The sequence below is a fragment of the Sphaerospermopsis sp. FACHB-1194 genome (genome assembly GCF_014696235.1).
Taxonomy (GTDB): domain Bacteria; phylum Cyanobacteriota; class Cyanobacteriia; order Cyanobacteriales; family Nostocaceae; genus Sphaerospermopsis; species Sphaerospermopsis kisseleviana.
In genome coordinates, this window is record NZ_JACJPU010000013.1 from 90,010 (window position 1) to 111,895 (window position 21,886).

22 protein-coding genes are annotated in these 21,886 nt (G+C 36.9%); 16 read left to right on the forward strand and 6 right to left on the reverse strand.

Translation table 11 applies throughout. The features are described from left to right. Positions 1-229: 229 nt before the first annotated feature. Complete coding sequence (locus tag H6F45_RS10325) at positions 230-466, reverse strand: hypothetical protein (RefSeq protein ID WP_190347125.1); 237 nt, start codon at positions 464-466, stop codon at positions 230-232. 101 nt (positions 467-567) lie between these two features. After that, positions 568-2,316: an FAD-dependent oxidoreductase gene (locus H6F45_RS10330; RefSeq protein WP_199301791.1), complete on the reverse strand. Its 1,749-nt coding sequence runs from the start codon at positions 2,314-2,316 to the stop codon at positions 568-570. A 177-nt stretch (positions 2,317-2,493) separates the two neighbouring features. Between H6F45_RS10330 and H6F45_RS10335 the strand changes: the two genes are divergently transcribed. From H6F45_RS10335 to hetR, 15 genes are all read left to right on the forward strand, one after another. Beyond that, positions 2,494-3,843 (forward strand): serine/threonine-protein kinase, encoded by a 1,350-nt coding sequence (locus H6F45_RS10335; RefSeq protein WP_190347126.1) that lies wholly within the window; start codon positions 2,494-2,496, stop codon positions 3,841-3,843. A 313-nt stretch (positions 3,844-4,156) separates the two neighbouring features. Beyond that, on the forward strand, positions 4,157-4,687 hold the full coding sequence (locus H6F45_RS10340; RefSeq protein WP_190347127.1) for a COP23 domain-containing protein: 531 nt from the start codon (positions 4,157-4,159) through the stop codon (positions 4,685-4,687). A 112-nt stretch (positions 4,688-4,799) separates the two neighbouring features. Then, positions 4,800-5,645 (forward strand): DUF2887 domain-containing protein, encoded by an 846-nt coding sequence (locus tag H6F45_RS10345; RefSeq protein WP_190347128.1) that lies wholly within the window; start codon positions 4,800-4,802, stop codon positions 5,643-5,645. Between the two features lie 93 nt (positions 5,646-5,738). Beyond that, a complete protein-coding gene (locus tag H6F45_RS10350) occupies positions 5,739-9,110 on the forward strand; it encodes a serine protease (protein WP_190347129.1) in 3,372 nt (1,123 codons plus the stop codon). 172 nt (positions 9,111-9,282) lie between these two features. Next, on the forward strand, positions 9,283-9,699 hold the full coding sequence (locus H6F45_RS10355; RefSeq protein WP_190347130.1) for a XisH family protein: 417 nt from the start codon (positions 9,283-9,285) through the stop codon (positions 9,697-9,699). After that, positions 9,687-10,040: a XisI protein gene (locus H6F45_RS10360; RefSeq protein ID WP_190347131.1), complete on the forward strand. Its 354-nt coding sequence runs from the start codon at positions 9,687-9,689 to the stop codon at positions 10,038-10,040. Before H6F45_RS10355 ends, H6F45_RS10360 begins: the two co-directional genes overlap by 13 nt. 408 nt (positions 10,041-10,448) lie before the next feature. Beyond that, the gene (locus H6F45_RS10365) at positions 10,449-10,832 is read left to right on the forward strand and encodes a PIN domain-containing protein (RefSeq protein WP_199301792.1); all 384 of its coding nucleotides are present in this window, start codon (positions 10,449-10,451) and stop codon (positions 10,830-10,832) included. Beyond that, positions 10,819-11,028, forward strand: a complete 210-nt coding sequence (locus H6F45_RS10370) for a hypothetical protein (protein WP_016953185.1) — start codon at positions 10,819-10,821, stop codon at positions 11,026-11,028. The genes H6F45_RS10365 and H6F45_RS10370 overlap by 14 nt, the downstream gene beginning before the upstream one ends. Before the next feature lie 87 nt (positions 11,029-11,115). Beyond that, entirely contained in the window at positions 11,116-11,286 is a 171-nt protein-coding gene (locus H6F45_RS10375) for a type II toxin-antitoxin system HicB family antitoxin (protein ID WP_137669543.1), read from the forward strand. 374 nt (positions 11,287-11,660) lie between these two features. Beyond that, positions 11,661-11,876: a hypothetical protein gene (locus tag H6F45_RS10380; protein WP_190347137.1), complete on the forward strand. Its 216-nt coding sequence runs from the start codon at positions 11,661-11,663 to the stop codon at positions 11,874-11,876. 13 nt (positions 11,877-11,889) lie between these two features. Beyond that, positions 11,890-12,012, forward strand: coding sequence for a hypothetical protein (locus H6F45_RS27005; protein ID WP_265586224.1), 123 nt, complete (start codon positions 11,890-11,892; stop codon positions 12,010-12,012). Positions 12,013-12,048: 36 nt separating this feature from the next. Next, positions 12,049-12,297 (forward strand): PIN domain-containing protein, encoded by a 249-nt coding sequence (locus H6F45_RS26510; protein WP_268932454.1) that lies wholly within the window; start codon positions 12,049-12,051, stop codon positions 12,295-12,297. A 215-nt stretch (positions 12,298-12,512) separates the two neighbouring features. Further along, positions 12,513-13,757 (forward strand): inorganic phosphate transporter, encoded by a 1,245-nt coding sequence (locus H6F45_RS10390; protein WP_190347132.1) that lies wholly within the window; start codon positions 12,513-12,515, stop codon positions 13,755-13,757. Between the two features lie 487 nt (positions 13,758-14,244). Next, on the forward strand, positions 14,245-16,488 hold the full coding sequence (locus H6F45_RS10395; RefSeq protein ID WP_190347133.1) for an EamA family transporter: 2,244 nt from the start codon (positions 14,245-14,247) through the stop codon (positions 16,486-16,488). 567 nt (positions 16,489-17,055) lie between these two features. Beyond that, positions 17,056-17,955 carry a heterocyst differentiation master regulator HetR gene (gene hetR / locus H6F45_RS10400; RefSeq protein ID WP_096567272.1) on the forward strand — a complete coding sequence of 300 codons (900 nt, stop codon included), beginning with the start codon at positions 17,056-17,058 and terminating at the stop codon, positions 17,953-17,955. A gap of 143 nt (positions 17,956-18,098) precedes the next feature. Here the strand turns inward: hetR and H6F45_RS10405 are convergent, their stop codons facing one another. Continuing rightward, the gene (locus H6F45_RS10405; protein ID WP_137668776.1) at positions 18,099-18,710 is read right to left on the reverse strand and encodes a hypothetical protein; all 612 of its coding nucleotides are present in this window, start codon (positions 18,708-18,710) and stop codon (positions 18,099-18,101) included. Between the two features lie 293 nt (positions 18,711-19,003). Here H6F45_RS10405 and rpsD point away from each other — a divergent pair, with 293 nt between their 5' ends. Beyond that, positions 19,004-19,612, forward strand: a complete 609-nt coding sequence (gene rpsD / locus H6F45_RS10410; RefSeq protein WP_096567275.1) for a 30S ribosomal protein S4 — start codon at positions 19,004-19,006, stop codon at positions 19,610-19,612. Positions 19,613-19,702: 90 nt separating this feature from the next. Here rpsD and moaA read toward each other — a convergent pair whose 3' ends face one another. From moaA to H6F45_RS10425, 3 genes are all read right to left on the reverse strand, one after another. Continuing rightward, positions 19,703-20,689 (reverse strand): GTP 3',8-cyclase MoaA, encoded by a 987-nt coding sequence (gene moaA / locus H6F45_RS10415; protein WP_137668777.1) that lies wholly within the window; start codon positions 20,687-20,689, stop codon positions 19,703-19,705. A 417-nt stretch (positions 20,690-21,106) separates the two neighbouring features. Next, entirely contained in the window at positions 21,107-21,307 is a 201-nt protein-coding gene (locus H6F45_RS10420) for a CopG family antitoxin (protein ID WP_137669632.1), read from the reverse strand. A gap of 19 nt (positions 21,308-21,326) precedes the next feature. Then, positions 21,327-21,886 (reverse strand): RNA-guided endonuclease TnpB family protein (locus H6F45_RS10425; RefSeq protein WP_190347134.1); only part of this gene is annotated, 560 nt, incomplete at its 5' end.

Sequence of the window (21,886 nt, forward strand, 5' to 3'; positions counted from 1 at the left end):
CCAGAGAAGATAAAATCTGGAACGATGACTGAGTTATGTAGTGCTGTAACTGTTTATATCTCTGTCAAAGAAAATAAAATCTGGAACTTTGGATGAGTGATGTAGTGCTTTAACTGTCTATGTCTTTGTTCTATCACTTGTGTCAAGAACGATAAACACCCAGTCATTCCCTAACTTGATTGCTTTGCTGATAACGAATTCTCCTACAAGCAGTCTGAAGCTATGAGGGTTAAACAAAGGAATGGATATTGCTAAAAAATTCCATTGACTCTTTGCGTCCACTACCGCGATGGGGTGCTGGCTGTTCTGGTTGGTTGGGACCGGGTTTAGAATTGTCCGCAAATAGCTTTTCTGAACCAAAATTAGCAATCAGCAAACAGCAAAGGCTAGTGAACTTTGCTTCGTAATTAAAAGCTAAGGAGCCGAATACCAGACTCGATACTAAAAGTGAAATTGCAGCACGCATAGTAGATGTCTATTTTAGAACTCTCTACTTCACTGATACTTAGCTTTGATCTAAAGATCCGGACAATTTGAAAAAAAGTATTGTATGTAACTGTAAAAAAATCAATTTGATACTTCGTCGATATATTCGACAAGTAGCCAGTTTCCAGATGAATTTGCTCGACCCCAAACTTTGAGCTTTTGATTTTGGCTCAAGACTTGCAATTGCTCATCTACAGATGATTCCAAAGTTACAATCTGCCAAGTCTTAGGTAATAATTCTGTTGGGTTTGTGATAGTAAATCTGTAATCTTGTTGCCCTAAGCAATTAAAAATTCCTATGAAACAATCAAGATGAGAATTATCAAACTGATCAACTGATAAACAAGGACAATTACCATCAAGAGGATAAGTTTCTGGGTGATTCAAATAATGAATTTGCCAGTTTAACCATTCTGGATGATAGATTGGTAAATTGAACAAGGGAACAATTGCTGTTGGCGATCGCTCATCTGTCAATAAAGCTGTTTGCAGCATCCTGACTGGTAAATTTCTGGGCTGACAATTTAACTCACAACAGAGAGCAGCGGCCATCCCTGCGGCTTGACCAATACCCATAACTACAGGTTGTAGTCTAGTTGCTCCATTAGCAATGTGAGAGACAGAAATATTCTTCTCACACACCAGCAAACCATCCGTAGATTTGGGAACTAAACAACGGTAGGGAATAGTAAAAGGTGTTCCTGTCCAACGTCCACCCCAGCGAATAGACTTAGGTTGTAGTGAGAACTTAACACCCGGATAATGGTGATCATTGGCGTAGTTTCCAATAGCAACCGCATCATCAAACTTAGCTGCAACTCGACCGTCTCCAATGGGCAGAATATCTTGCTCAGAGACAGTAACAAGTCCCTCTAAGCGGCGACTTTCCCGAAAATAGGGATGAAGTGCAAAAGCTGGAGAGAGACTAGGAAAAACTCCTTCGGCTAAACCGTAGCGTCTACCAAGGTGAGTTTGAATATAATGGGCAAAGTTTTGACTATGCCAGAAACATTCTTGATAAAACTCACGTCTTGCTATCTTTGACTCTAGCAAACGGTTGGCTTTTTGGCCGTAGTCATTGCCACAAATCGGCCAATTCATCATAAACCAATTGGCGGGCAATCGTCCATAGTTTAAAAATTTTTCTGGTCCATAATTATCCCAAGCACCTGTAAACAAAGATGGATCATAATTAGGCGCTCTGGTAATTTCTGGGGCGATACATTCCCCAAAATCTTGCATGACTACTATCCATGTCGGTGATTGTACAGAGTATTTTGCAGTCAGATCATTAAAAGTTTCTGGGGCGCTAGGTTCTCCATACTCTGATTTAAGTTCCCATCCCCAACGGTGAGGAACATCTCCTAAAGCTAATACATCTCCTAATTCTGTACCATCAAGGATGACTTGGGCGTAAACTGTGAAATCTGCAAAGCGGATACCTGCAATACAATCTGCGTTGCGTAAAACTTCTAACGGTACTTTCCCGGAAATCCATTGCAGATTCGGTAATTCTCTCACCCAGTCTGCAAAAATTTCTGCACCTATATGGGGTTGATAACTAAAAAAACTCACCCAACTATTATCTAAACCTCCGGGTTGTCTTTTGCGTAATTCTTTAAGAAATGATCTCCATAAACCAGTTTGAAAAGATTTTAATTCATTACCATCAGGAGCAGATACGCCAGCAGATGTTAACATTCCACCTAACCAGGAAAACTCACTGACAAGAATAGTTTTAGCACCTCTCCGCGCTGCTTGAATAGCGGCCGCAGTTCCACCTGTTCCCCCACCGACTACTAAGACATCAGTTGTATAAATTTCATTCATTATGATTTTAGTGATGATTTTAGTGTTTACGAGATATAGATCCTGGACTTGTTGAAGAAGTCGGGGATCTGAGTATTTGTGATGTAACATTTATTTGACAGGTTTATTTTACAGCAAAATTGCTCTTGTTTTAAAAATGCTAGATTGGCATAAAAATTTACAAAATTACACATCAATATGAATAACATTTTACCCATTGGTGCTATTCTCCGAGAACGTTATCAAATCCTAGAAATTTTATCTACTAAAACCGGATTTGGTATTACCTATAAAGTTAGAGATCGCAATCATCCCAATCAAAGAATTTTAGTTATCAAACAACTGAAAAAACCCACAGCTGAAAAATTGAAAATTGAACATTTACCAATAGCAGAACAACAAGAGAAAATTAATCATGTTTGGGATAAATATTTACGACTTTTTAGAAGAGAAACCCAAGCTTTAGCCAACCTGGGAGAAACATATAATCAAATTCCTACCATGCATGAACAGTTTACAGAATTAGGAGAAGAATTTTATGCACAGGAATATATAGAAGGACATCCTTTAACAGCAGAAATTAAACAAGGAAACAAATTAACAGAAGATAAAGTTAAATCTTTATTGATAGAAATTTTAGAAGTTTTTGAATATATCCAAGAGATCACTAATAACAAAAGTTATGCAGTCATTCATCGAGATATCAAACCAGAAAACATTATTCGCAGAAGTGAAGATCATAAATTAGTAATCATTGATTTTGGTTTAGTGAAAGAAATCACAGTTCCAGGGACAAAAATTGGATCTATTTTAGGAGGAACACAGGGATATATTGCCCCAGAAATTGTATTAGGATTGGTATCTTTTGCTAGTGATATTTATTCTATCGGCATGATTGGAATTTTTGCAATCACTGGAGAAGATCCTTATTTTATACCCACATTAGCCACAGATTGGCAAACCAAAGCAAATGTGAGTGCTGAATTTGCTGATTTTTTAAATAAAATGATTTGTCAAGACTATAAAAAGCGCTTTAAAAATGCACAGGAAGCGTTAACAGCATTAACACGAACTAAAACACCACCACCCAACCCCCCCAAACCTCCTATTCCCTGGAAATTAATTAAATTAATAATTCTGGGAATTTCAGGAATGATCCTCATTAGGAGTGTAGTCATAGCTGTCATCTACATATTGCCAAAACCGAATGAACAATTAATAGCTAATGGTACAGAAAAAATAGGTCAATTGATATCCTCTGATCAAAAAGAATTAGTCAGTGGTAAACATTTTGATGTTTACAGATTTAAAAGTGAGAGAAGACAATATTTAACAGTGGAAATAGTCAGTAAAGATTTTCGTCCTATTTTCACAATTAGTAAATTAGAAAATAAGAGTTTTATGAAAGTAGAAGATGTGACAACTCAAGATAATAATTTTACAGCTTCGATTATGGTAGAAAAAGGTGAGTATGAATTAAAAATTAAATCAGAAAATGAGGGATTAGGAGATTATGTAATTAAAGCTTGGGTAACAGATATTAATTAAACTAATTAAACTGTAGGAGTAGCGCCCTCATACCTACCCCTATTATATCCTTATCTCGTTCCCAGCCTGGAGACTAGGAACGAGGTGATTAATTCAATAATTATTTACAAAAAAAAATATACAATAATTTCATGAAAATATACTATAATACCAGTAATGATATCAAGTTCGGGTAATCACTTACTATATAAATCGTTGGTTAATAATTACCTTGTCCCAATTACCTATTACCCATTACCTATTACCAGCTTCAACAAATATGATAAGTATTTAACCGAACATGATATGATTGAGTATACCCAAAATTGCCATTATGAAAAATTATCAGTGGTTGTTATTTATCAGCCTGTTTGGTTTAAACCTTGTATTAACAGCGTGTGAAAAATCAGAAAAAGTGGTTTTCTTCTGTGAAACAGACAATGATGGAGAACACACAACCAAAGTTAAATATCAAGATAAAACAAAAGATTTAATAGTTTGGAAACGCACCGACTTTGTAAAAGCTGGTTTTCCTCCACAACGGAGATGTGAAGAAGTCACACCAAAATTACAAGATGCTTATGATAATGGAACTTTGCCAACTTTAACTTGGGGTTATTCGGAAGCGGAAAATAATCCTAATCAAAGATTTAAGTCTTTGTGTACCACCACAGGAAAAGAATGTCATACTTTGATTTTAACATTATTAGAATCAGATGATGCTGATAATGAATTGAAAAAATTTACTGCGGTGTTAAATGGTGATGCTTCCAGTGCATATCAAAATTCTTCCTGTGCATTACCAAAACAAACAGGTGCTAATTTAACTTGTACTGTGGATATTTTCAAGGTGTTTAATAAATAGACATCTAGTGAAAATTATCGTAGGGACAATTCATGAATTGTCCCTACAAGGGTTTTAGTTTATTCAAATTTAATTACCACCAAATTTCTAATAAGGATAAATAGCATCTACCATGAGACGGGATACAATTTTTTATCAATTATTCAAACAATTTCCCAGTTTAATATTTGAACTGGTAGACGAAAAACCACCCACAGCAGCAGAATATCAATTTGACTCTATCGAAGTTAAAGAAACAGCATTTAGAATTGATGGAGTATTTTTACCTCCAGATCATGCTAATCCCAAAATAGCATTTTTCGCCGAAGTGCAATTTCAAGATGATCCAGATTTGTATCATCGTTTCTTTACTGAAATAATGATATTTCTCTATCGTAGTCAAGTGAGGTATGATAACTGGTATGGTGTGATAATTTTCCCATCCCGGAGTTTAGAACCATCTAATTACCAGATTCATGATGTATTGGTAGATAGTTACAAAGTTAAAAGAATCTATTTGGATGAGTTAGGAGATTTAGAAAACCAACCTTTAGGAATAGGGTTAATGTTGTTAACTACGACTCCTGAAGATAAAGCAATAGAAGCGGCTCAATTTTTACTCAGAAAGACAAAAAATACTGAGGTGGACATTTTTGAGCAAGAAGCGATAATAGATTTAGTCACAAAGATCATTGCTTACAAATTCAAATTCAGTCGAGAGGAAATAGAAGCTATGTTAATACCAACCGAAGAACCTAGAGCAGTTAGAGAATGGAAAGAGCAAGGATTAGAAATAGGAGAAAGAAACCTTGTTATGCGACTATTAAACCGTCGTTTTGGTATAGTTCCTCAAGAGTTATTACCAAAAATTGAAGGGTTAACTAGAGAACAAATAGAAACATTAGCTGAAGATTTGTTAGATTTTTCTGTTGTGTCAGATTTAGAGAATTGGTTGCAACAAAATCAACCTAATCAATAAAAACTGTAGGTTGGGTTAAGCGACAGCGCAACCCAACAAAAATTATTCAATGTAGCCAAAATTACAGATTATCAAATACCAGGAGTACCATCTATGAAATTACCTCAAAACCTCTATAAATTATCCCATCTTTTCCTATTCTTCTTCCTCCTATTTCCCGCTTCTCCGATTATTATCACTGGTTGTAGTTCTTCCCTATTCGCACGCAAACCAGGGACTTTATCAGAATCAGAATTAAATAATATCTTAAAAGAAATTACTGTAAAAGTCATAGTAGATGACAGAGAAACCGCATCAGGAACAATTATCAAAAAGCAGAACGGGTTTTATACTGTTCTCACTAATGCTCATGTGATAGAAAATGCTAAATCTGTGAAAGTTGTCACTCCAGATAATCAAGTTCATGATGTGGAATTTTCAAAATTAGATAGACAAGATAATAAAAAAGATGATTTATATGATTTAGCAAGGTTGACTTTTAGCAGTGAAACGACTTATTTAGTAGCTGGTTTAGGGGAAGAGAATATTAAACCAGGGGAAAAGGTATTTGCTGGAGGATATGTAAAAGGTAATTTGCAAACTACCACAGGTACAGCGAAATTATTTTTAAATCAGCCGTTAATTAAAGGACAGCAAATAGCTTATAATAATGATATTCAACAGGGGATGAGTGGGGGAGCAATTATTAATGAAAAGGGTTATTTGGTGGGGATAAATAGTAAACTTGCTAATCCGGTTTTACAAACTGATTTTCGCTATTTACAAGGTGAACAACCTGATGAGAAGACTTTAAAGGAATGGGGTAATTATAGTTGGGGTATTGCAGTTAATTTAGTAGATGAAGCTGCACCTGATTTAGCTTTATTTCCTGAGAGGGTGATTAGGAAAATTGGGGGTATTCCGGCTAAGGTTTTAGATATTGCTAAACTGTCTTCGGTGCAGATTAAAAAAGCTGATGGTGGTATTGGTAGCGGGGTAATTATTGCTAAGGATAAGGATATTTATTATGTGTTAACTGCTGCTCATGTGGTGGAAAATAAACAGGAGTATGAAGTTGTTGCACCTGATAAACAAGTATATCAGGTGGATAATCAGACTATTCGTAAAAGAGATGGACTTGATATGGCTGTTTTACAGTTTCGTAGTTCTCAGGTTTATCAAGTTGCTACTTTGGGGGATTATGAGTTAAAGGAACAAAATGTTTTTCTTTATGGTTGGAAAGGAGAAGAGTTAAATCATCCTTCTTTGTTTAGTGTGGGGGAAATGCTAACTAAAGATAGTAGAGAGGCTTGGGCAAAACCGAGAGGTTATGAATTAGCATATAGTAATGAAGGGTATCCAGGCATGAGTGGGGGAGGTATTTGGGATACAGAAGGGCGATTAGTTGGGATTCATAATTTCGCAGAAACAAATGTTTTAGGATATAGTTTGGGGTTGTCTATAGAGAGTTTTTTATTTTATCAACAAGATGGTTTATGGAAATTACCTGAACCTCAATTAAATATTGCTAAAAATGCACCTACAACAGCGGATATACATCCTACTATTTTAGCATCATTACGAACTTTTTCCCCACCTGATGCTGTGAATGATAGTGGAAAACAATGGCTAACCTATGGTATTCAATTATGGCGAACTGGTAATACAGAAAATGCTATTAAAGCGATGGAAAATGCAGTTAGCAAAGATCCAAACTCTTGGGAAGCCTATTATAATGTTGCTTGGATTTTGTTCATACAAAAAAAGTATGATCTAGCTTTAAATGCTATAAATATAGCAATTAGAGAACAACCTAGTTTTTACCGATCTTATTTATTAAAGGGTTTTATGTTTCAGCAATTAAAAAAATATGAAAATGGCATACAGGCACTTAACGAAGCAATTTTAGAAGCAGAAAAAGATAAACAAAAAGATTTTGTGCTTTATCAAATGCGAGGAGAACTATTTGGTGACTTGAAAAAATATCAAGAAGCGATCGCTGATTTTACTCAAGCTATCACCATTAATCCTCAATATACCACAGCCTACAACAACCGGGGAAATGCTAAATATAATCTAGGAGATACAGCAGGTGCGATTGATGATTATAACCAAGCTATCACAATTAATCCTCAATTAGCCCAAGCCTACAATAACCGGGGAATTGCTAAATCTAATTTAGGAGATAAAAAAGGTGCGATTGATGATTATAACCAAGCTATCACAATTAATCCTCAAGATCCTCTAGCCTACTACAACCGGGGAAATGCTAAATCTAATTTAGGAGATAAAAAAGGTGCGATTGATGATTATAACCAAGCTATCACAATTAATCCTCAAGATGCCAAAGCATACGTCAATCGGGGAATTGCTAAAGCTCAATTAGGAGATGCAGCAGGTGCGATCGCTGATTTTACTCAAGCTATCACTATTAATCCTCAAGATGCCAAAGCATACGTCAGCAGGGGACTTGCTAAAGCTGAATTAGGAGATAAAAAAGGTGCGATTGATGATTTTACTCAAGCTATCACAATTAATCCTCAAGATGCCAAAGCATACTACAATCGTGGAGTTGCTAAAGCTGAATTAGGAGATAAAAAAGGTGCGATTGATGATTTTACTCAAGCTATCACAATTAATCCTCAAGATGCTGATTCTTACTACAACCGTGGAGTTGCTAAAGCTGAATTAGGAGATAAAAAAGGTGCGATTGATGATTTTACTCAAGCTATCACAATTAATCCTCAATCTGGCAATGCCTACTACAACCGTGGAGTTGCTAAAGCTGAATTAGGAGATAAAAAAGGTGCAATTGATGATTTTACTCATGCCTACTACAACCGGGGAAATGCTAAAGCTGAATTAGGAGATAAAAAAGGTGCAATTGATGATTTTACTCAAGCTATCACGATTAATCCTAAAGATGCCAATGCCTACTACAACCGGGGAAATGCTAAAGCTGAATTAGGAGATAAAAAAGGTGCGATAGATGATTTTACTCAAGCTATCACAATTAATCCTCAATCTGGCAATGCCTACTACAACCGTGGACTTGCTAAAGCTGAATTAGGAGATAAAAAAGGTGCGATTGATGATTTTACTCAAGCTATCACAATTAATCCTCAAGATGCTGATTCTTACTACAACCGTGGAGTTGCTAAAGCTGAATTAGGAGATAAAAAAGGTGCGATTGATGACTATACTCAAGCTATCACTATTAATCCTAAAGATGCCATCGCCTACTACAACCGGGGAAATGCTAAATATAATCTAGGAGATACAGCAGGTGCGATCGCTGATTATACTCAAGCTATCACCATTAATCCTCAAGATGCCAAAGCCTACTACAACCGGGGAATTGCTAAATCTGATTTAGGAGATAAAAAAGGTGCGATTGATGATTTAGAAACTGCTAAACAACTATTGCAACAGCAAGGCGATACACAAAATGCTCAAAAAGCACAGGAATTATTAAATAAACTATAACTTAATATTCTCATCCCTGAATTTCTCTTCTATTCCCTACCAATGAGTTAAACTAATCAAAAACAACCAAACTAACACCACAACGACTAGCTGCTGCTGCTAACCGAGAATCAAGAATTGCTAACTTCCCTTACCTGAAACTACAATTAGAGTATAATTAAATAATGCCAATATGCCAGCCAAAGATATCTACCATAACGAAGTCAAAAACGCATTGATAAAAGACGGTTGGACTATCACAGATGATCCTTATATTATCAAATATGAAGATGCTGAACTATACGCAGACCTAGCAGCAGAAAAACCAATTGCAGCAGAACGTCAAGGACAGAAAATAGTTGTGGAAATTAAAAGTTTTGTTAGCAAATCGCTGATGTATGATTTTCATAACGCCTTGGGACAATATATTGTATATCGGAATCTCATTCAACTTACAGCACCAGAATATAAACTCTATTTAGCTATTGATGATGTTGTCTATGAGAAATTTTTTCAACGCAAATCTGTACAAGCTGTAATTCAGGAAAATCATCTGCTGTTAATAGTTGTTAATACAGAAAAGGAGGAAATTCAAAAATGGATAAACTAGAACAATACCGGAATATTATCAAAAAAATATTGACTGAATATTACGAAATAAGCAATACTCGAATTTCAAAAAATAGTGAATTTGAAGTTAGTGAACGTTTAGCATTTGATGAAACTAGAGATCAATATATTTGGTTTCGTTTTGGTTGGGAAGATAAAAAACAAATACAGCATATCATCATTTATTTTACCATAAAAAATGGCAAAGTCTGGGTAGAAGAAGATGCTACAGATTTATGTATAGTTGATGATTTACTATCAGCAGGAATACCGCAAAATGATATTGTTTTGGGTTTTCATCATCCCAGTAAAAGAGTTTTCACAGAGTTTGCTACAGCTTGAAATAATGATAATATTGTAGGGGTTTAGCATTGCTAAACCCTTACATTTGATGTGATAATACTAGAAAGTGCTATTTTTAATATAAAAAAGTAGTAATGAAATTACAAATATGAAACATGACTCTCATTTACCTAGGGGTTGCTGAGAAAGTCTTTCCGTGAGGGCATAGGAGTCAGGAGTCAGGAGTCAGGAGTCAGGAGAAGATTTGAAAATTTCTTTGCCATCTCTTGAAATCCCAAAAAATGCACACTTTTTCCGGTATACCCTTCAAAACCCTTGCACTAATTTCTGTGTTTATCAGCCTCTAACCTTTGATATATCAAGGTTTTAGGTTTATTCAGCAAACCCTACCTAGACTATAACTGCTTTCAACGTGGTTTTGATGATCCAAGACAAATTAGAATCCAAATGGAGAGTGCAGCTTGTCAAGAAATATTCATTCAAGCTCAAACAGAAAAAATAACTCTTGCGTGGTCTTTTATACACGAAGACGAAACAAATTTATGCCCTTTTCTGGATCGTAAATATTCAGTTTTGGGTATGGTGAGTTTGTGTAAAATAAAAGTACCTCCAAAAACTGAAATAGCAGAACAAGCTCTTTTGTTCCAGCAGTTAGTTAATCTATCGAGTAAAGATGCTCTACACTTAGCTTGTGCGGTTTCTATTCAAGCCGATTTTTTCTTAACTTGTGATGATAGTCTCAAGAAACAAGCTCAGAAATTAGAGTTAGCAATAGCCATCATGAACCCAATTGATTATATTAGGAATAACGAAAACTATGGAAATCAATAATATTATGGATGATACAGAAATAAAAATCAAAGGCATCAAAGCACTATATGAATCTCTTGGTTCAGCGGCAGCTATGCGTTTCTTAACATTGCTACATAAAACCCCTACTGATTATGTAGAAATCTCAAAAACGATATATCAAGATCAAAGTATTGAGGAAATTTTCGCTAGAGCAAAACAAAATTGGCAAGATTAATTATATCAATAGTTTGTAGGGGTTTAGCATTGCTAAACACCTACATTTAATGTTAAAATAAACCTAAATGTAACCATAATAAAAACTATGAAAATTCGCAGTTTCACAGTCATAATTTACAAAGAAGATGATATGTATATCGCTGAATGTCCAGAAGTGGGTACAGTAGATCAAGGAGAAACAATAGAACAAGCAATAACAGGTTTAAAAGAAGCAACACGACTTTATTTAGGGGTTGCTGAGAAAGTCTTTCCGTGAGGGCATAGGAGTCAGGAGTCAGGAGTCAGGAGTCAGGAGGAGATTGGAAAATTTCTTTGCCATCTCTTGAAATCCCAAAAAATGCACACTTTTTCCGGTATACCCTTCAAAACCCTTGCACTAATTTCTGTGTTTATCAGCCTCTAACCTTTGATATATCAAGGTTTTAGGTTTATTCAGCAAACCCTATTTAGAAGAATTTACTTTTATTCCCATCAAAAAACGTAAGTATCATTTTCCTACCTTTAAACTGGATATCAAACAAGAATATTTAAACAGAGAAAAGATTTATGAACAATGATTTATTATCAGAGTATAATTTTGATTATACTAAAGCTAGTCCTAATCGTTTTACTACTACCTCAGAAAAATCTATGTTACAAACCATTCTAGGAATTTATAAAAACGGCAAAATAGAACTTTCACAAACACCCCAGGGAATTACAGAAAGCAGTGTTTTTGTGACATTCTTACCAACCAAACCCACCACTTGGCCAGAAATAATTATTAACCATCAAGGTATAGCAGATAATATCATCTTTGAATCCTATCGAGATGAATTATTACCACCTCCAGAAATAGAACTTTAATTACAGATTAATTATGGGTTATCTCCTAGATACTTGTGTAGTGAGTGATTTTGTTAAAGGAGAACAAAATACATTAAAACAAATAAAATTAATTTATCCTAGTGATATTTTCATCTCATCTTTAACCGTGATGTAAGTAAAATATGGATTAGCAATTAATCCTCAGAAAGCCATTAAAATTCAGCCTTTAATTGAAACATTTTTTACTTCAATTACAGTGTTACCTTTCACTGCCCAAGAAGCAGAGAAAGCGGCTGACATTAGAAGTATTCTTAAAATAGCAGGTTCTCCTATTGGTGCTGATGATGTACTCATTGCAGCAACCGCATTAAGTCATCATCATATTGTTGTCACTTCCAATGTTAGAGAATTTCAAAGAGTACCTAATTTACAAATAGAGAATTGGCGGGTTTGTCAATAAAAGTATCTAAAATCTAATTAAAATGTAGGAGGTTAGCAATGCTAAACCCCTACATTTAGGGTTGAATGAAGATAGTAAAAATATTGATTTATCAAAATAACAAAAAAGAGCGATCGCCTTATTGAATAATCTCAGTATATTACCAACATTATAGATTTTATGGTACATGGGAATAATGAGCATAAAATACATAAAGTACCATAATCAAGAGTTTAATGATTATAATCGCTTTTTTATCCTTATACGTCGCCTTTAACCTGGGTGCAAACGACGTAGCAAACGCAATGGGAACATCCGTAGGATCAAAAGCTGTCACCCTGACACAAGCCATCATCATCGCCGGCATCTTAGAATTTACAGGTGCAGTATTATTCGGACATGGTGTAACAGAAACACTAGGAACAAAAATAGCTAACCCCGACTTATTCATCACCACACCCCAAACCCTAGTATTAGGGATGATAACAGTCCTCATATCAGCAGGGGTATGGCTACAAATAGCCACCTCACTCGGTTTACCCATTTCCTCATCTCATGCAGTCGTCGGTGCGATCGCTGGTTTTACCTGGGTAGCATTAGGAAAAAACGCTATAGATTGGTCATCTATTGGTTTAATTACCATTGGTTGGATATTAACACCAGTCATCAGCGCCACAATCGCAGCTTTTTTTTACAGTCTTATTAAAAAATGGATCTTATCCCAACCTCATCCCCGCTTACAACTACAAGAATGGATTCCCTGGTTAAGTGCAATTTTACTAAGTATATTTGGTGTAATAGTTCTCCCCACCTTAACCCAACCACTGACAAACTTTTTAAGTGAGAAAATCGGTTTAAACATCCCCTCCCACGACATCCCCATATTTACTGGTGCAATAGGCGTAATAGGACTTACATTATATAGTTGGAAAAAACTTAACTCCCCAATCACCAATCACCAATCACCAATCACCAACCCCATTGAACAACTATTTGCACGCTTCCAGCTATTAAGTGCTTGCTTCGTCGCTTTCGCACATGGTGCAAACGATGTCGGAAATGCGATCGCACCTTTAGCAGTAATTTTCTACATCAATCAGACAAATACCGTCCCCAACAATGGGATAATTATCCCTATCTGGATTATGATCTTTGGAGGTGCGGGAATTGTTGCAGGATTAGCCATCTGGGGTAAAAAAGTCATCGCTACCATCGGCGAAAATATCATCTCTCTACAACCCAGTAGCGGATTTTGTGCCGAAATCGCCACCGCCACCACCATCTTACTAGCTTCTCGGTTAGGTTTACCTGTATCCACTTCTCATGCGCTTGTTGGTGGTGTAGTGGGTATTGGACTTGTACAAAACCTCAAATCAATTAAATTTCAAACCCTCCAGGGGATCGCCGCAGCCTGGGTAATTACAGTCCCCATCAGTGCTGTAATCAGCGCCATAATCTTCAGTATTATCCGGATTATCTGAAAATGCAACTGAAATTTGTGAAGATTCTTGCTTAATGCTTATTATTTGAATGCAATACATTCTCGACTGCAAAAATTAAGTAAGATTACTGTTTTTTTTGCAAAAAACTTTCGGTGATGTACTGCCACAGCAAATGCAAATCATGGACAATTGAAAACTGCCATCTTATGCAATTATCTATAAATAGTATATTTTTGCATAATTGTGGGCAATTTATTAAAATATTGAATAGGAGATAAAAAAATCTTCTACTTTTCTCAGAACAATTCCCAGAACAATCCAGAACAATATTTTAATTTCTCAAAGCAACGGAAACTGTCACGCAATTTACACTTCGCACAAATTTTGGTTTTTAACAACCTACCAATCTGCAAGGCTGTGAAACATTTATCAGTGAACAGTAAACCGTGAACCGTGAACAGACTGACAACTGATAACTGATAACTGATAACTGATTTATCGTCAAGGTGTTAGAGGTTAGAAACTAATGGGGCGATTTGAAAAGCGACCAGAAAACTCACGAAACAGAAGCGACTTATCCAGAGCCGCAGAAAATGCCCTTTGGGATGTAGTTGAAGACTTAGAACAACTCCAACAGAATGTTATTAGAACTTTACAAGACGATGTAAAGCGGCTCGAAACTGAAAAAAACCGTTTAGCTAATGACATTCAACGATTAATAGAAGAAAAAGAAAAATTACAGCAAGCTCGACAAATTACTGAACAGCAAGTTTTGATTCGTCAGTTGGCGGAAGTTTTGGCAAAACATATATCTTCCCAACTGCAATCTTCACTCAAAAGTTTAGCTGATCAATCAATAACCGGAGAATCTTCCCATCAGTCCACCTTCAGATCGGCTGAAGTCAATTCTACAGTAGCTAGTCAGATAAGTGAAAATGTCAGTCAGATGTTGAACAATCTGGATGATACCGTCACAATTGCTTTTAGCTCCATCCAAAAAGAATTAACAAATTATCAAAGCCATCTTTCCCAGCAGTTGTTACGAATGTACGATCAACAGCAGCAAGGGGAAGAAATCTTAGCAGAATTTGTCAAGCGTTTACGAGAGGAACTAGAGAACATCAAAGATGCAAATTCTCTGAAAATTTTGACAGGAGGAGCGCCAACAGTATTGCAACTGGGCGAAACCTACAAAAATGGTTTCTCGGAAAATTCTTCAGAGAGAATAGTTGCTGAACGAGTTTCTTTATTAACTCAAGAGCTACCAAAAAGCGAAAATTCATCCTCAGATGCTGTGGTTGCATTACCACCACCTCCAGAACATCCACCAGAACCAGTTTCTGTGCTTGTTCCTGAGTCTTTAACCTCAGAAACACCAGAAACCCCAACTTCAGAACATCCACCAGAACCAGTTTCTGTGCTTGTTCCTGAGTCTTTAACCTCAGAAACACCAGAAACCCCAACTTCAGAACATCCACCAGAACCAATTTCTGTGTTTGTTCCTGAGTCTTTAACCTCAGAAACACCAGAAACCCCAACTTCAGAACATCCACCAGAACCAATTTCTGTGCTTGTTCCTGAGTCTTTAACCTCAGAAACATCAGAAAATCCAACTCCAGAAAATCCACCAAAACCAGTTTCTGTCCTTGTTCCTGAGTCTTCCCCAGCAAAATTAAACCCATACTCTCCCCAACAAATACAGCAGGAAGTAACACCCCGACAACAAAAACCTCCAAGTTCCCCAAACTCATCTTCAGTTCAGATAGGTTTCCTGTTGGTTCTGTTGTCAACGGTGATGTCATCCCTTTACAACGTTGTTGTCAAGGCGCTGTTCTATCAAGGTTCTGATCTGTTAGGAAACTTCCAGACACAACAGTTAATGTCACCAACATTGGGAAATATTTTCTTAATCTTGATGCTGAGATTATTGGTGGTTGTACCTTTAATGTTACTTTTAGCTCCTATTTTGCACCCTCCAGTTTGGCAAGACTTACAAAGTCTATTTGATTCAGTTAGCAGAAATGCTGCTGCTAAGAAAACAAACACAAAACAGGTATTACTGTTGTCGGTTGTGAGTGGTGGCTTTTTATTTTTGTCCCAAGTTTTAATTTACATTGCTATTGGTCAAGTAACAACTGGAGTAGCGATCGCTCTGTTTTTTATCTATCCCATGATCACTGTACTCTTGGCTTGGTTTCTCTTTCGTGAGCGTCCTGGCTTATTAAGTTTTAGTGCGATTTCTAGCATTTTTTGTGGTCAATTATTAATCTTGGGTAGTTATTCAACTGGTATTAATAATACCTCTTTAGGAATTATTTCTGGAATTATGTCCGGAATAGCTTTTTCTGTATACGTAATTCTTACTAGGTTATCCGCTCCGAAACTGCATCCAGTTTCTTTTGCTTTAATTAATTTCGCAACCATGTTGTTATTCAGCTTTGTTTGCTTATTAGTACCTTTACCAAGTGATTGGAGTTTAGCCATTAGATCATCCAATTTATTGGAAGTGATTTTAAGTGCTTTTATGTTAGGTGTCCTCACTCTTTGCGGCTATTTATTCAACAATTTTGGCATTCGCAAATTAGGAGGACAACGCTCCGCTATCATTGGTGCTGTTGTCCCAGTTTTCACCGTAATTTTCGCTGGATTAATGATTCAAGAAAAATTGGATATTCTGCAAATTCTGGGAGTTTTATTGGTAACTGGTGGCGCAGTTGCTATCAGCTGGGAAAAAATGCAAAAGGTTAAATCTTCCAGTGCCAAAAATTAAATGATTAAAAACAATTAAACTATGTACAAATACTTGAAAATTTATACCATAATTTTATATTTCCACAGATTTAACCGGGAAATACCCAATTAAGTCTGAATGTCTTAATGTAAAATTAAGAATTGGTATGAGTTAAACCTCCAGTAATGTGCATATTCTTCAATTTAGATCAAGTTGATGCTAGACTAAGGGTTGGTTTGATTAAGTCAACGGCCTAGAGCGTAGATTCAGTAATGCTAGGTAATCTGTTTTTACCTTGTAGGGGCGAAGCATTTGGGTGATAACCTATCGCTGAAACCCTAAACATTATGTTATGTCCGAAAGCTATGCCTCCAGCACGCTACGCCATCAATTTTGTTAACCTGATGTTATTATTGGTGAGCCTTTCTTTTACTGTTCAAAATTAATGATTACACCCAAGGTAATTTAGCACCATAGTTATTTTATGGTGAAACCATAACAAATCTCTATTGAGAGTGAAAACAAAAATTACAATTTGGTGTATAATAGGTAGTTTAAATTTGACTACTATTTTTTCGTAAACGTGCCATTCATCTGTCTGTGAATATGACTAACGACATAGATCTGATCAAACGTCTTGGTCCAAGTGCGATGGATCAGATCATGCTTTATCTAGCTTTTAGTGCCATGCGTACAAGTGGCCATAGGCATGGAGCATTTTTAGATGCAGCCGCAACAGCAGCTAAGTGTGCAATTTATATGACCTATCTAGAACAGGGACAAAACCTGCGAATGACGGGGCATTTGCACCACCTGGAGCCGAAGCGAGTCAAAATTATTGTTGAGGAAGTAAGACAAGCTCTGACTGAGGGTAAATTGCTAAAAATGCTGGGTTCCCAAGAACCTCGCTATTTGATTCAATTGCCTTATGTGTGGATGGAAAAATATCCTTGGCAACCAGGAAGGTCTCGTGTTCCTGGTACAAGTCTCACCAGTGAGGAGAAAAAACAAATCGAGCGCAAGCTGCCTAAAAATCTGCCTGACGCTCAGTTAGTTACTTCCTTTGAATTTTTAGAGCTAATTGAATTTCTACACAAGCGATCGCAAGAAGAGTTACCCCAGCATCATCAAATGCCTCTGAGTGAAGCCTTGGCAGAACATATCAAACGTCGTCTACTCTACTCAGGCACTGTGACACGCATTGATTCACCTTGGGGAATGCCCTTTTATGCCCTAACCCGTCCCTTTTATGCCCCAGCAGACGACCAAGAACGTACTTACACAATGGTCGAAGATACTGCTCGTTATTTTCGGATGATGAAAAACTGGGCAGAAAGGAAAGCCAATTCTATGCGTGCTGTAGAAGAACTGGATATTCCTCTGGAAAAAATGCAGGAAGCGATGGAAGAATTGGATGAAATTATCCGCGCTTGGGCTGATAAATATCACTGCGATGGCGGTACACCCATGATTTTACAAATGGCTTTTGGTAATCAAGATGACTAAATCAACAAAAGTTAGAAGTTATCTTCTAATTTTTGCTGATATTACCTTGAGCCAACTATTATCGCTTCGCGGAAGTCAAAAGTCAAAAGTCAAAAGTCAAATGTTCCCTGCCTCAACGAAAGGACTTTTTCAGCAAACCCTACTTAAATGCTGCCTTCAGGAGTTGATGGGATAGGCAGTGTCTGAAAAGGTGGTATTAATCCCGGCCGTGTTGTAGATCCAGCCCCAATACTAATAGAACGGTAACTGGCATCAATACACCGGTCTAAAGACTCAATCGGGGTTAAATTAATTTCTTTGCGTAAACCAACCACACACTCAGCAAAGGTAACAGGTAATAAACTGCGTCCACAGTAGCTTAGAGCAGCTTGGTTAATTGCCTGTTGGGTACTCTTGCTAATGCCGACTACGCAGGTAGCAAAATCTTCTGCACGACGGGCTTGACTACAGGAATAAAGGGCATCAGTTGGGGTAATTTCTGTTTGTTTGGTAATTTTAGCTACACAAGTAGATAACTCTCTTGGTCGCATGGTTGTAGCACAACCTTGAGATGCTGCTTGTGCTGTCACTCCTACACTTAATAATTGAGCCGCACAAGCACGGTAATCATTTCTATAGGAACTTATCACAGCTTGACTTGGCAAGATATTTGTCCATAGTCCGGCGATCGCCATCACTGGAATTGTGAACATTTTCCAGAAATGACTACTTTTGTAGTTATAAAAACTGCTAATTTCTTTTTTGCGTTTTAACATTGCTATTCTCCAAACACCCAAAGTTATGCTAACTTAGAATTTGCTGAAACTCCTCTATTATCAAGGAATTTCATTGTCAGTACCCAAATACTTCCAAAAGTCTGATACAGCAGGAGTCAGGAGTCAGGAGTAAAACTCTAGTGGTGTCTAGGTTGCAATTTTGATTCTGTACCTCATTGATCTGCCATCTGCTGTATTTATTATTTAACCAAAAATACTCTAGCTAATTGCTAAGAGTTATGTGATAATAGAATATTTGGGTAAAGTTTAAACAGGATTAAATAAGGAAACTCATGTCCCGATATAGAGGTCCGCGCCTCAGAATTGTCCGCCGCTTGGGCGAATTACCAGGATTAACTCGCAAAAGTGCTAGACGTGCCTATGCACCAGGTCAACATGGTCAAAACCGCAAAAAACGGTCTGAGTATGCTATCCGTCTAGAAGAAAAGCAAAAACTTCGCTTAAACTACGGTTTAACAGAAAAGCAAATGCTCCGCTATGTTCGTAAAGCCAGAAGAGTTACTGGTTCTACCGGACAAGTATTGCTGCAATTGCTGGAAATGCGTTTAGATAATACAGTTTTTCGCATGGGTATGGCTCCCACTATTCCCGCAGCACGTCAACTGGTGAATCACGGTCACGTTACCGTTAATGGTCGTGTAGTGAATATCGCCAGCTATCAGTGCCGTCCCGGTGAAGCAATTGGTGTGAGAGATAAAGAAGCATCCAAAAAATTGGTAGAAGCTAACTTACAGTATCCCGGTTTAGCTAACCTTCCCAATCACCTGGAATTTGATAAAAACAAATTGACTGGTAAAGTCAATAGTGTGATTGAAAGAGAATGGGTAGCACTCCAAGTTAATGAACTGCTGGTTGTGGAATATTACTCACGTCAAGCATAATTCAATTTTGGATTTTGGATTGACGATTTTGGATTGGAATAGTTGTTGTTCTTTGAATCCACAATCCAAAATCTAAAATCTAAAATTAGGTTAACCTCCTATTTGCGACATGGTACGGGTGTAAGTGCCGACAGTACCTGAGTCGCGTTGTTTAAAGTTAATTTCTGATTTGATTGCTAATAGTTCTCTGACTTGTGATTGTAATTGAGTAGTGCTACAACCAGCACGTAAAGAAGATTTTAAATCAATTTGCCCAGTTTCATTGAGTAAGCAGGGACGTAACCAACCATCAGCAGAAAGACGCACTCGGTTACAGCGATCGCAAAAACACTCTGACATTTGACTAATAAAACCCAGTGTTCCCTTTGCTCCGGGAATTTGAAATACATCGGCTGGACCATTACCACGAACTTGAGATTCTGTCAAGCCCCAACGTTGACGAATGCGATCGCGTAACTCGGCAGAAGATACCCAACCGCGATCGCCAAACAAGTCACCATTACCAATAGGCATAAATTCAATAAATCGGACGTGCCAATTTTTATCAATCGTTAAAGCAGCTAAATCCAAAACTTCATGGTCATTAACGCCAGGTATTATCACCACATTTAACTTTAACGGATCAAAACCCACATGATAAGCAGCTTGAATCCCATCCCAGACTTGCTGCCAACGTCCGCGGCCATGATTACCGATAATTTGCTCAAAAGTAGCTGCATCAAGAGAATCTAAACTAATATTAATTCTTCTTAAACCTGCATCATAAAGACTTTTAGCTATAGGAGCTAATAAAAACCCATTAGTAGTCATTGCCAAATCTTGAGTTTGGGGAAGATGGGCAATTTTTTTTACCAACTCAACCACACCAGGACGGAGTAGAGGTTCACCACCAGTCAAGCGAAAGCGAGTAAAACCAACAGGGATAAATACTTCTTGAATGAGAGTGAGTAGTTCCTCATCAGTTAATAATTGTTGTTTCAGGATATAGTCTAATTCTGCACCTTCCGGCATACAATACAGACAACGGAAATTACAGCGATCAATTAAACTAATGCGAAGATAGTCTACTGGGTTCATGTTTGTTGAGTTGAAGTCTAATTTCTAGTGTAGAAATCCAAGGGAATATATAATATATTTTTTATGCGCTGAGATGTTTCAAAACAGCAATGATGCGATCGCTGTATAGGTAAAAATCTAGTTGATTAGTCATTTCCAAAATACTGTTTTTCGATATTAAATAAGGAGAGTTGTTGAAAACCTCTCCTAAGTAGGGTTTGCTGAATAAACCTAAAACCTTGATATATCAAAGGTTAGAGGCTGATAAACACAGAAATTAGTGCAAGGGTTTTGAAGGGTATACCGGAAAAAGTGTGCATTTTTGGGGATTTCAAGAGATGGCAAAGAAATTTTCAAATCTCCTCCTGACTCCTGACTCCTGACTCCTGACTCCTATGCCCTCACGGAAAGACTTTCTCAGCAACCCCTAAGTAAATTTTAGTATTCTGCACCTAACGACCTTTCTATTGCGCGTCTAATGTAGCGTTGATAAGGAATACCTTCTTTTTTTGAAACAGATTTAACAGCCTCTAACATCTCTTCAGACATTCTTACACTAACACTTTTGTCTTTAGGTTTAAATTCAAAAGTTACAGGCTTAAAGTTTTCAGGATGAAGATACTCTGATAAATCACCGATACAAAAAAGCTAACTAATGCTAACAAAAGTTGGCTTTTTCTTCCTGTTTCACCCTAGCAGTGTCGGCACTATCTAGTCCACAGGCTAACACGATCAATCTGACCGCTTCTTTTTTTAAATTAATCGCAGCGTTTAAATCTCTGTCAATCTCAAAGCCACAGTTATCACATTTAAACACTCTTTGAGATAATGACAGTGATGATTTCTTTTCTCCGCAAGTTGAGCAAGTCTTGCTACTGGGATAATATCTATCCACAATTACTAACTTACTACCATACAGTTGTGTTTTATATTCTAGCTGCCTTCTGAATTGATAAAAGCCCATATCAGCTATAGCTTTTGATAATTTCCCATTCGCTAACATCCCAGATACATTCAAATCTTCTATCCCTATCACCGCGTGGTTTTTGCTAATATAGGTAGTAATTTTGTGTAATGTATCTTTTCTGATGTTGGCTATTTTTTGGTGTAATCTTGCTATTTTGATTTGTGCTTTTCTATAGTTATTTGACCATATTTGTTTATGGCGGTTCAAATATTGCATTCTTGCTAACTTTTTCTCATACTTTTTATAACTTT

What these genes read in the sequence shown, in the direction of transcription:
- H6F45_RS10405 (WP_137668776.1), bottom strand. Translation starts at nt 18,710, where the DNA reads ATGTTAAAACGCAAAAAAGAAATTAGCAGTTTTTATAACTACAAAAGT.
- H6F45_RS27005 (WP_265586224.1), top strand. Translation starts at nt 11,890, where the DNA reads ATGGGTTATCTCCTAGATACTTGTGTAGTGAGTGATTTTGTTAAAGGA.
- H6F45_RS10335 (WP_190347126.1), top strand. Translation starts at nt 2,494, where the DNA reads ATGAATAACATTTTACCCATTGGTGCTATTCTCCGAGAACGTTATCAA.
- rpsD (WP_096567275.1), top strand. Translation starts at nt 19,004, where the DNA reads ATGTCCCGATATAGAGGTCCGCGCCTCAGAATTGTCCGCCGCTTGGGC.
- H6F45_RS10370 (WP_016953185.1), top strand. Translation starts at nt 10,819, where the DNA reads ATGGAAATCAATAATATTATGGATGATACAGAAATAAAAATCAAAGGC.
- H6F45_RS10345 (WP_190347128.1), top strand. Translation starts at nt 4,800, where the DNA reads ATGAGACGGGATACAATTTTTTATCAATTATTCAAACAATTTCCCAGT.
- H6F45_RS10340 (WP_190347127.1), top strand. Translation starts at nt 4,157, where the DNA reads ATGAAAAATTATCAGTGGTTGTTATTTATCAGCCTGTTTGGTTTAAAC.
- H6F45_RS10350 (WP_190347129.1), top strand. Translation starts at nt 5,739, where the DNA reads ATGAAATTACCTCAAAACCTCTATAAATTATCCCATCTTTTCCTATTC.
- H6F45_RS10355 (WP_190347130.1), top strand. Translation starts at nt 9,283, where the DNA reads ATGCCAGCCAAAGATATCTACCATAACGAAGTCAAAAACGCATTGATA.
- H6F45_RS10375 (WP_137669543.1), top strand. Translation starts at nt 11,116, where the DNA reads ATGAAAATTCGCAGTTTCACAGTCATAATTTACAAAGAAGATGATATG.
- H6F45_RS10365 (WP_199301792.1), top strand. Translation starts at nt 10,449, where the DNA reads ATGGAGAGTGCAGCTTGTCAAGAAATATTCATTCAAGCTCAAACAGAA.
- H6F45_RS10390 (WP_190347132.1), top strand. Translation starts at nt 12,513, where the DNA reads ATGATTATAATCGCTTTTTTATCCTTATACGTCGCCTTTAACCTGGGT.
- H6F45_RS10380 (WP_190347137.1), top strand. Translation starts at nt 11,661, where the DNA reads ATGTTACAAACCATTCTAGGAATTTATAAAAACGGCAAAATAGAACTT.
- moaA (WP_137668777.1), bottom strand. Translation starts at nt 20,689, where the DNA reads ATGAACCCAGTAGACTATCTTCGCATTAGTTTAATTGATCGCTGTAAT.
- H6F45_RS10325 (WP_190347125.1), bottom strand. Translation starts at nt 466, where the DNA reads ATGCGTGCTGCAATTTCACTTTTAGTATCGAGTCTGGTATTCGGCTCC.
- hetR (WP_096567272.1), top strand. Translation starts at nt 17,056, where the DNA reads ATGACTAACGACATAGATCTGATCAAACGTCTTGGTCCAAGTGCGATG.
- H6F45_RS10395 (WP_190347133.1), top strand. Translation starts at nt 14,245, where the DNA reads ATGGGGCGATTTGAAAAGCGACCAGAAAACTCACGAAACAGAAGCGAC.
- H6F45_RS10330 (WP_199301791.1), bottom strand. Translation starts at nt 2,316, where the DNA reads ATGAATGAAATTTATACAACTGATGTCTTAGTAGTCGGTGGGGGAACA.
- H6F45_RS10360 (WP_190347131.1), top strand. Translation starts at nt 9,687, where the DNA reads ATGGATAAACTAGAACAATACCGGAATATTATCAAAAAAATATTGACT.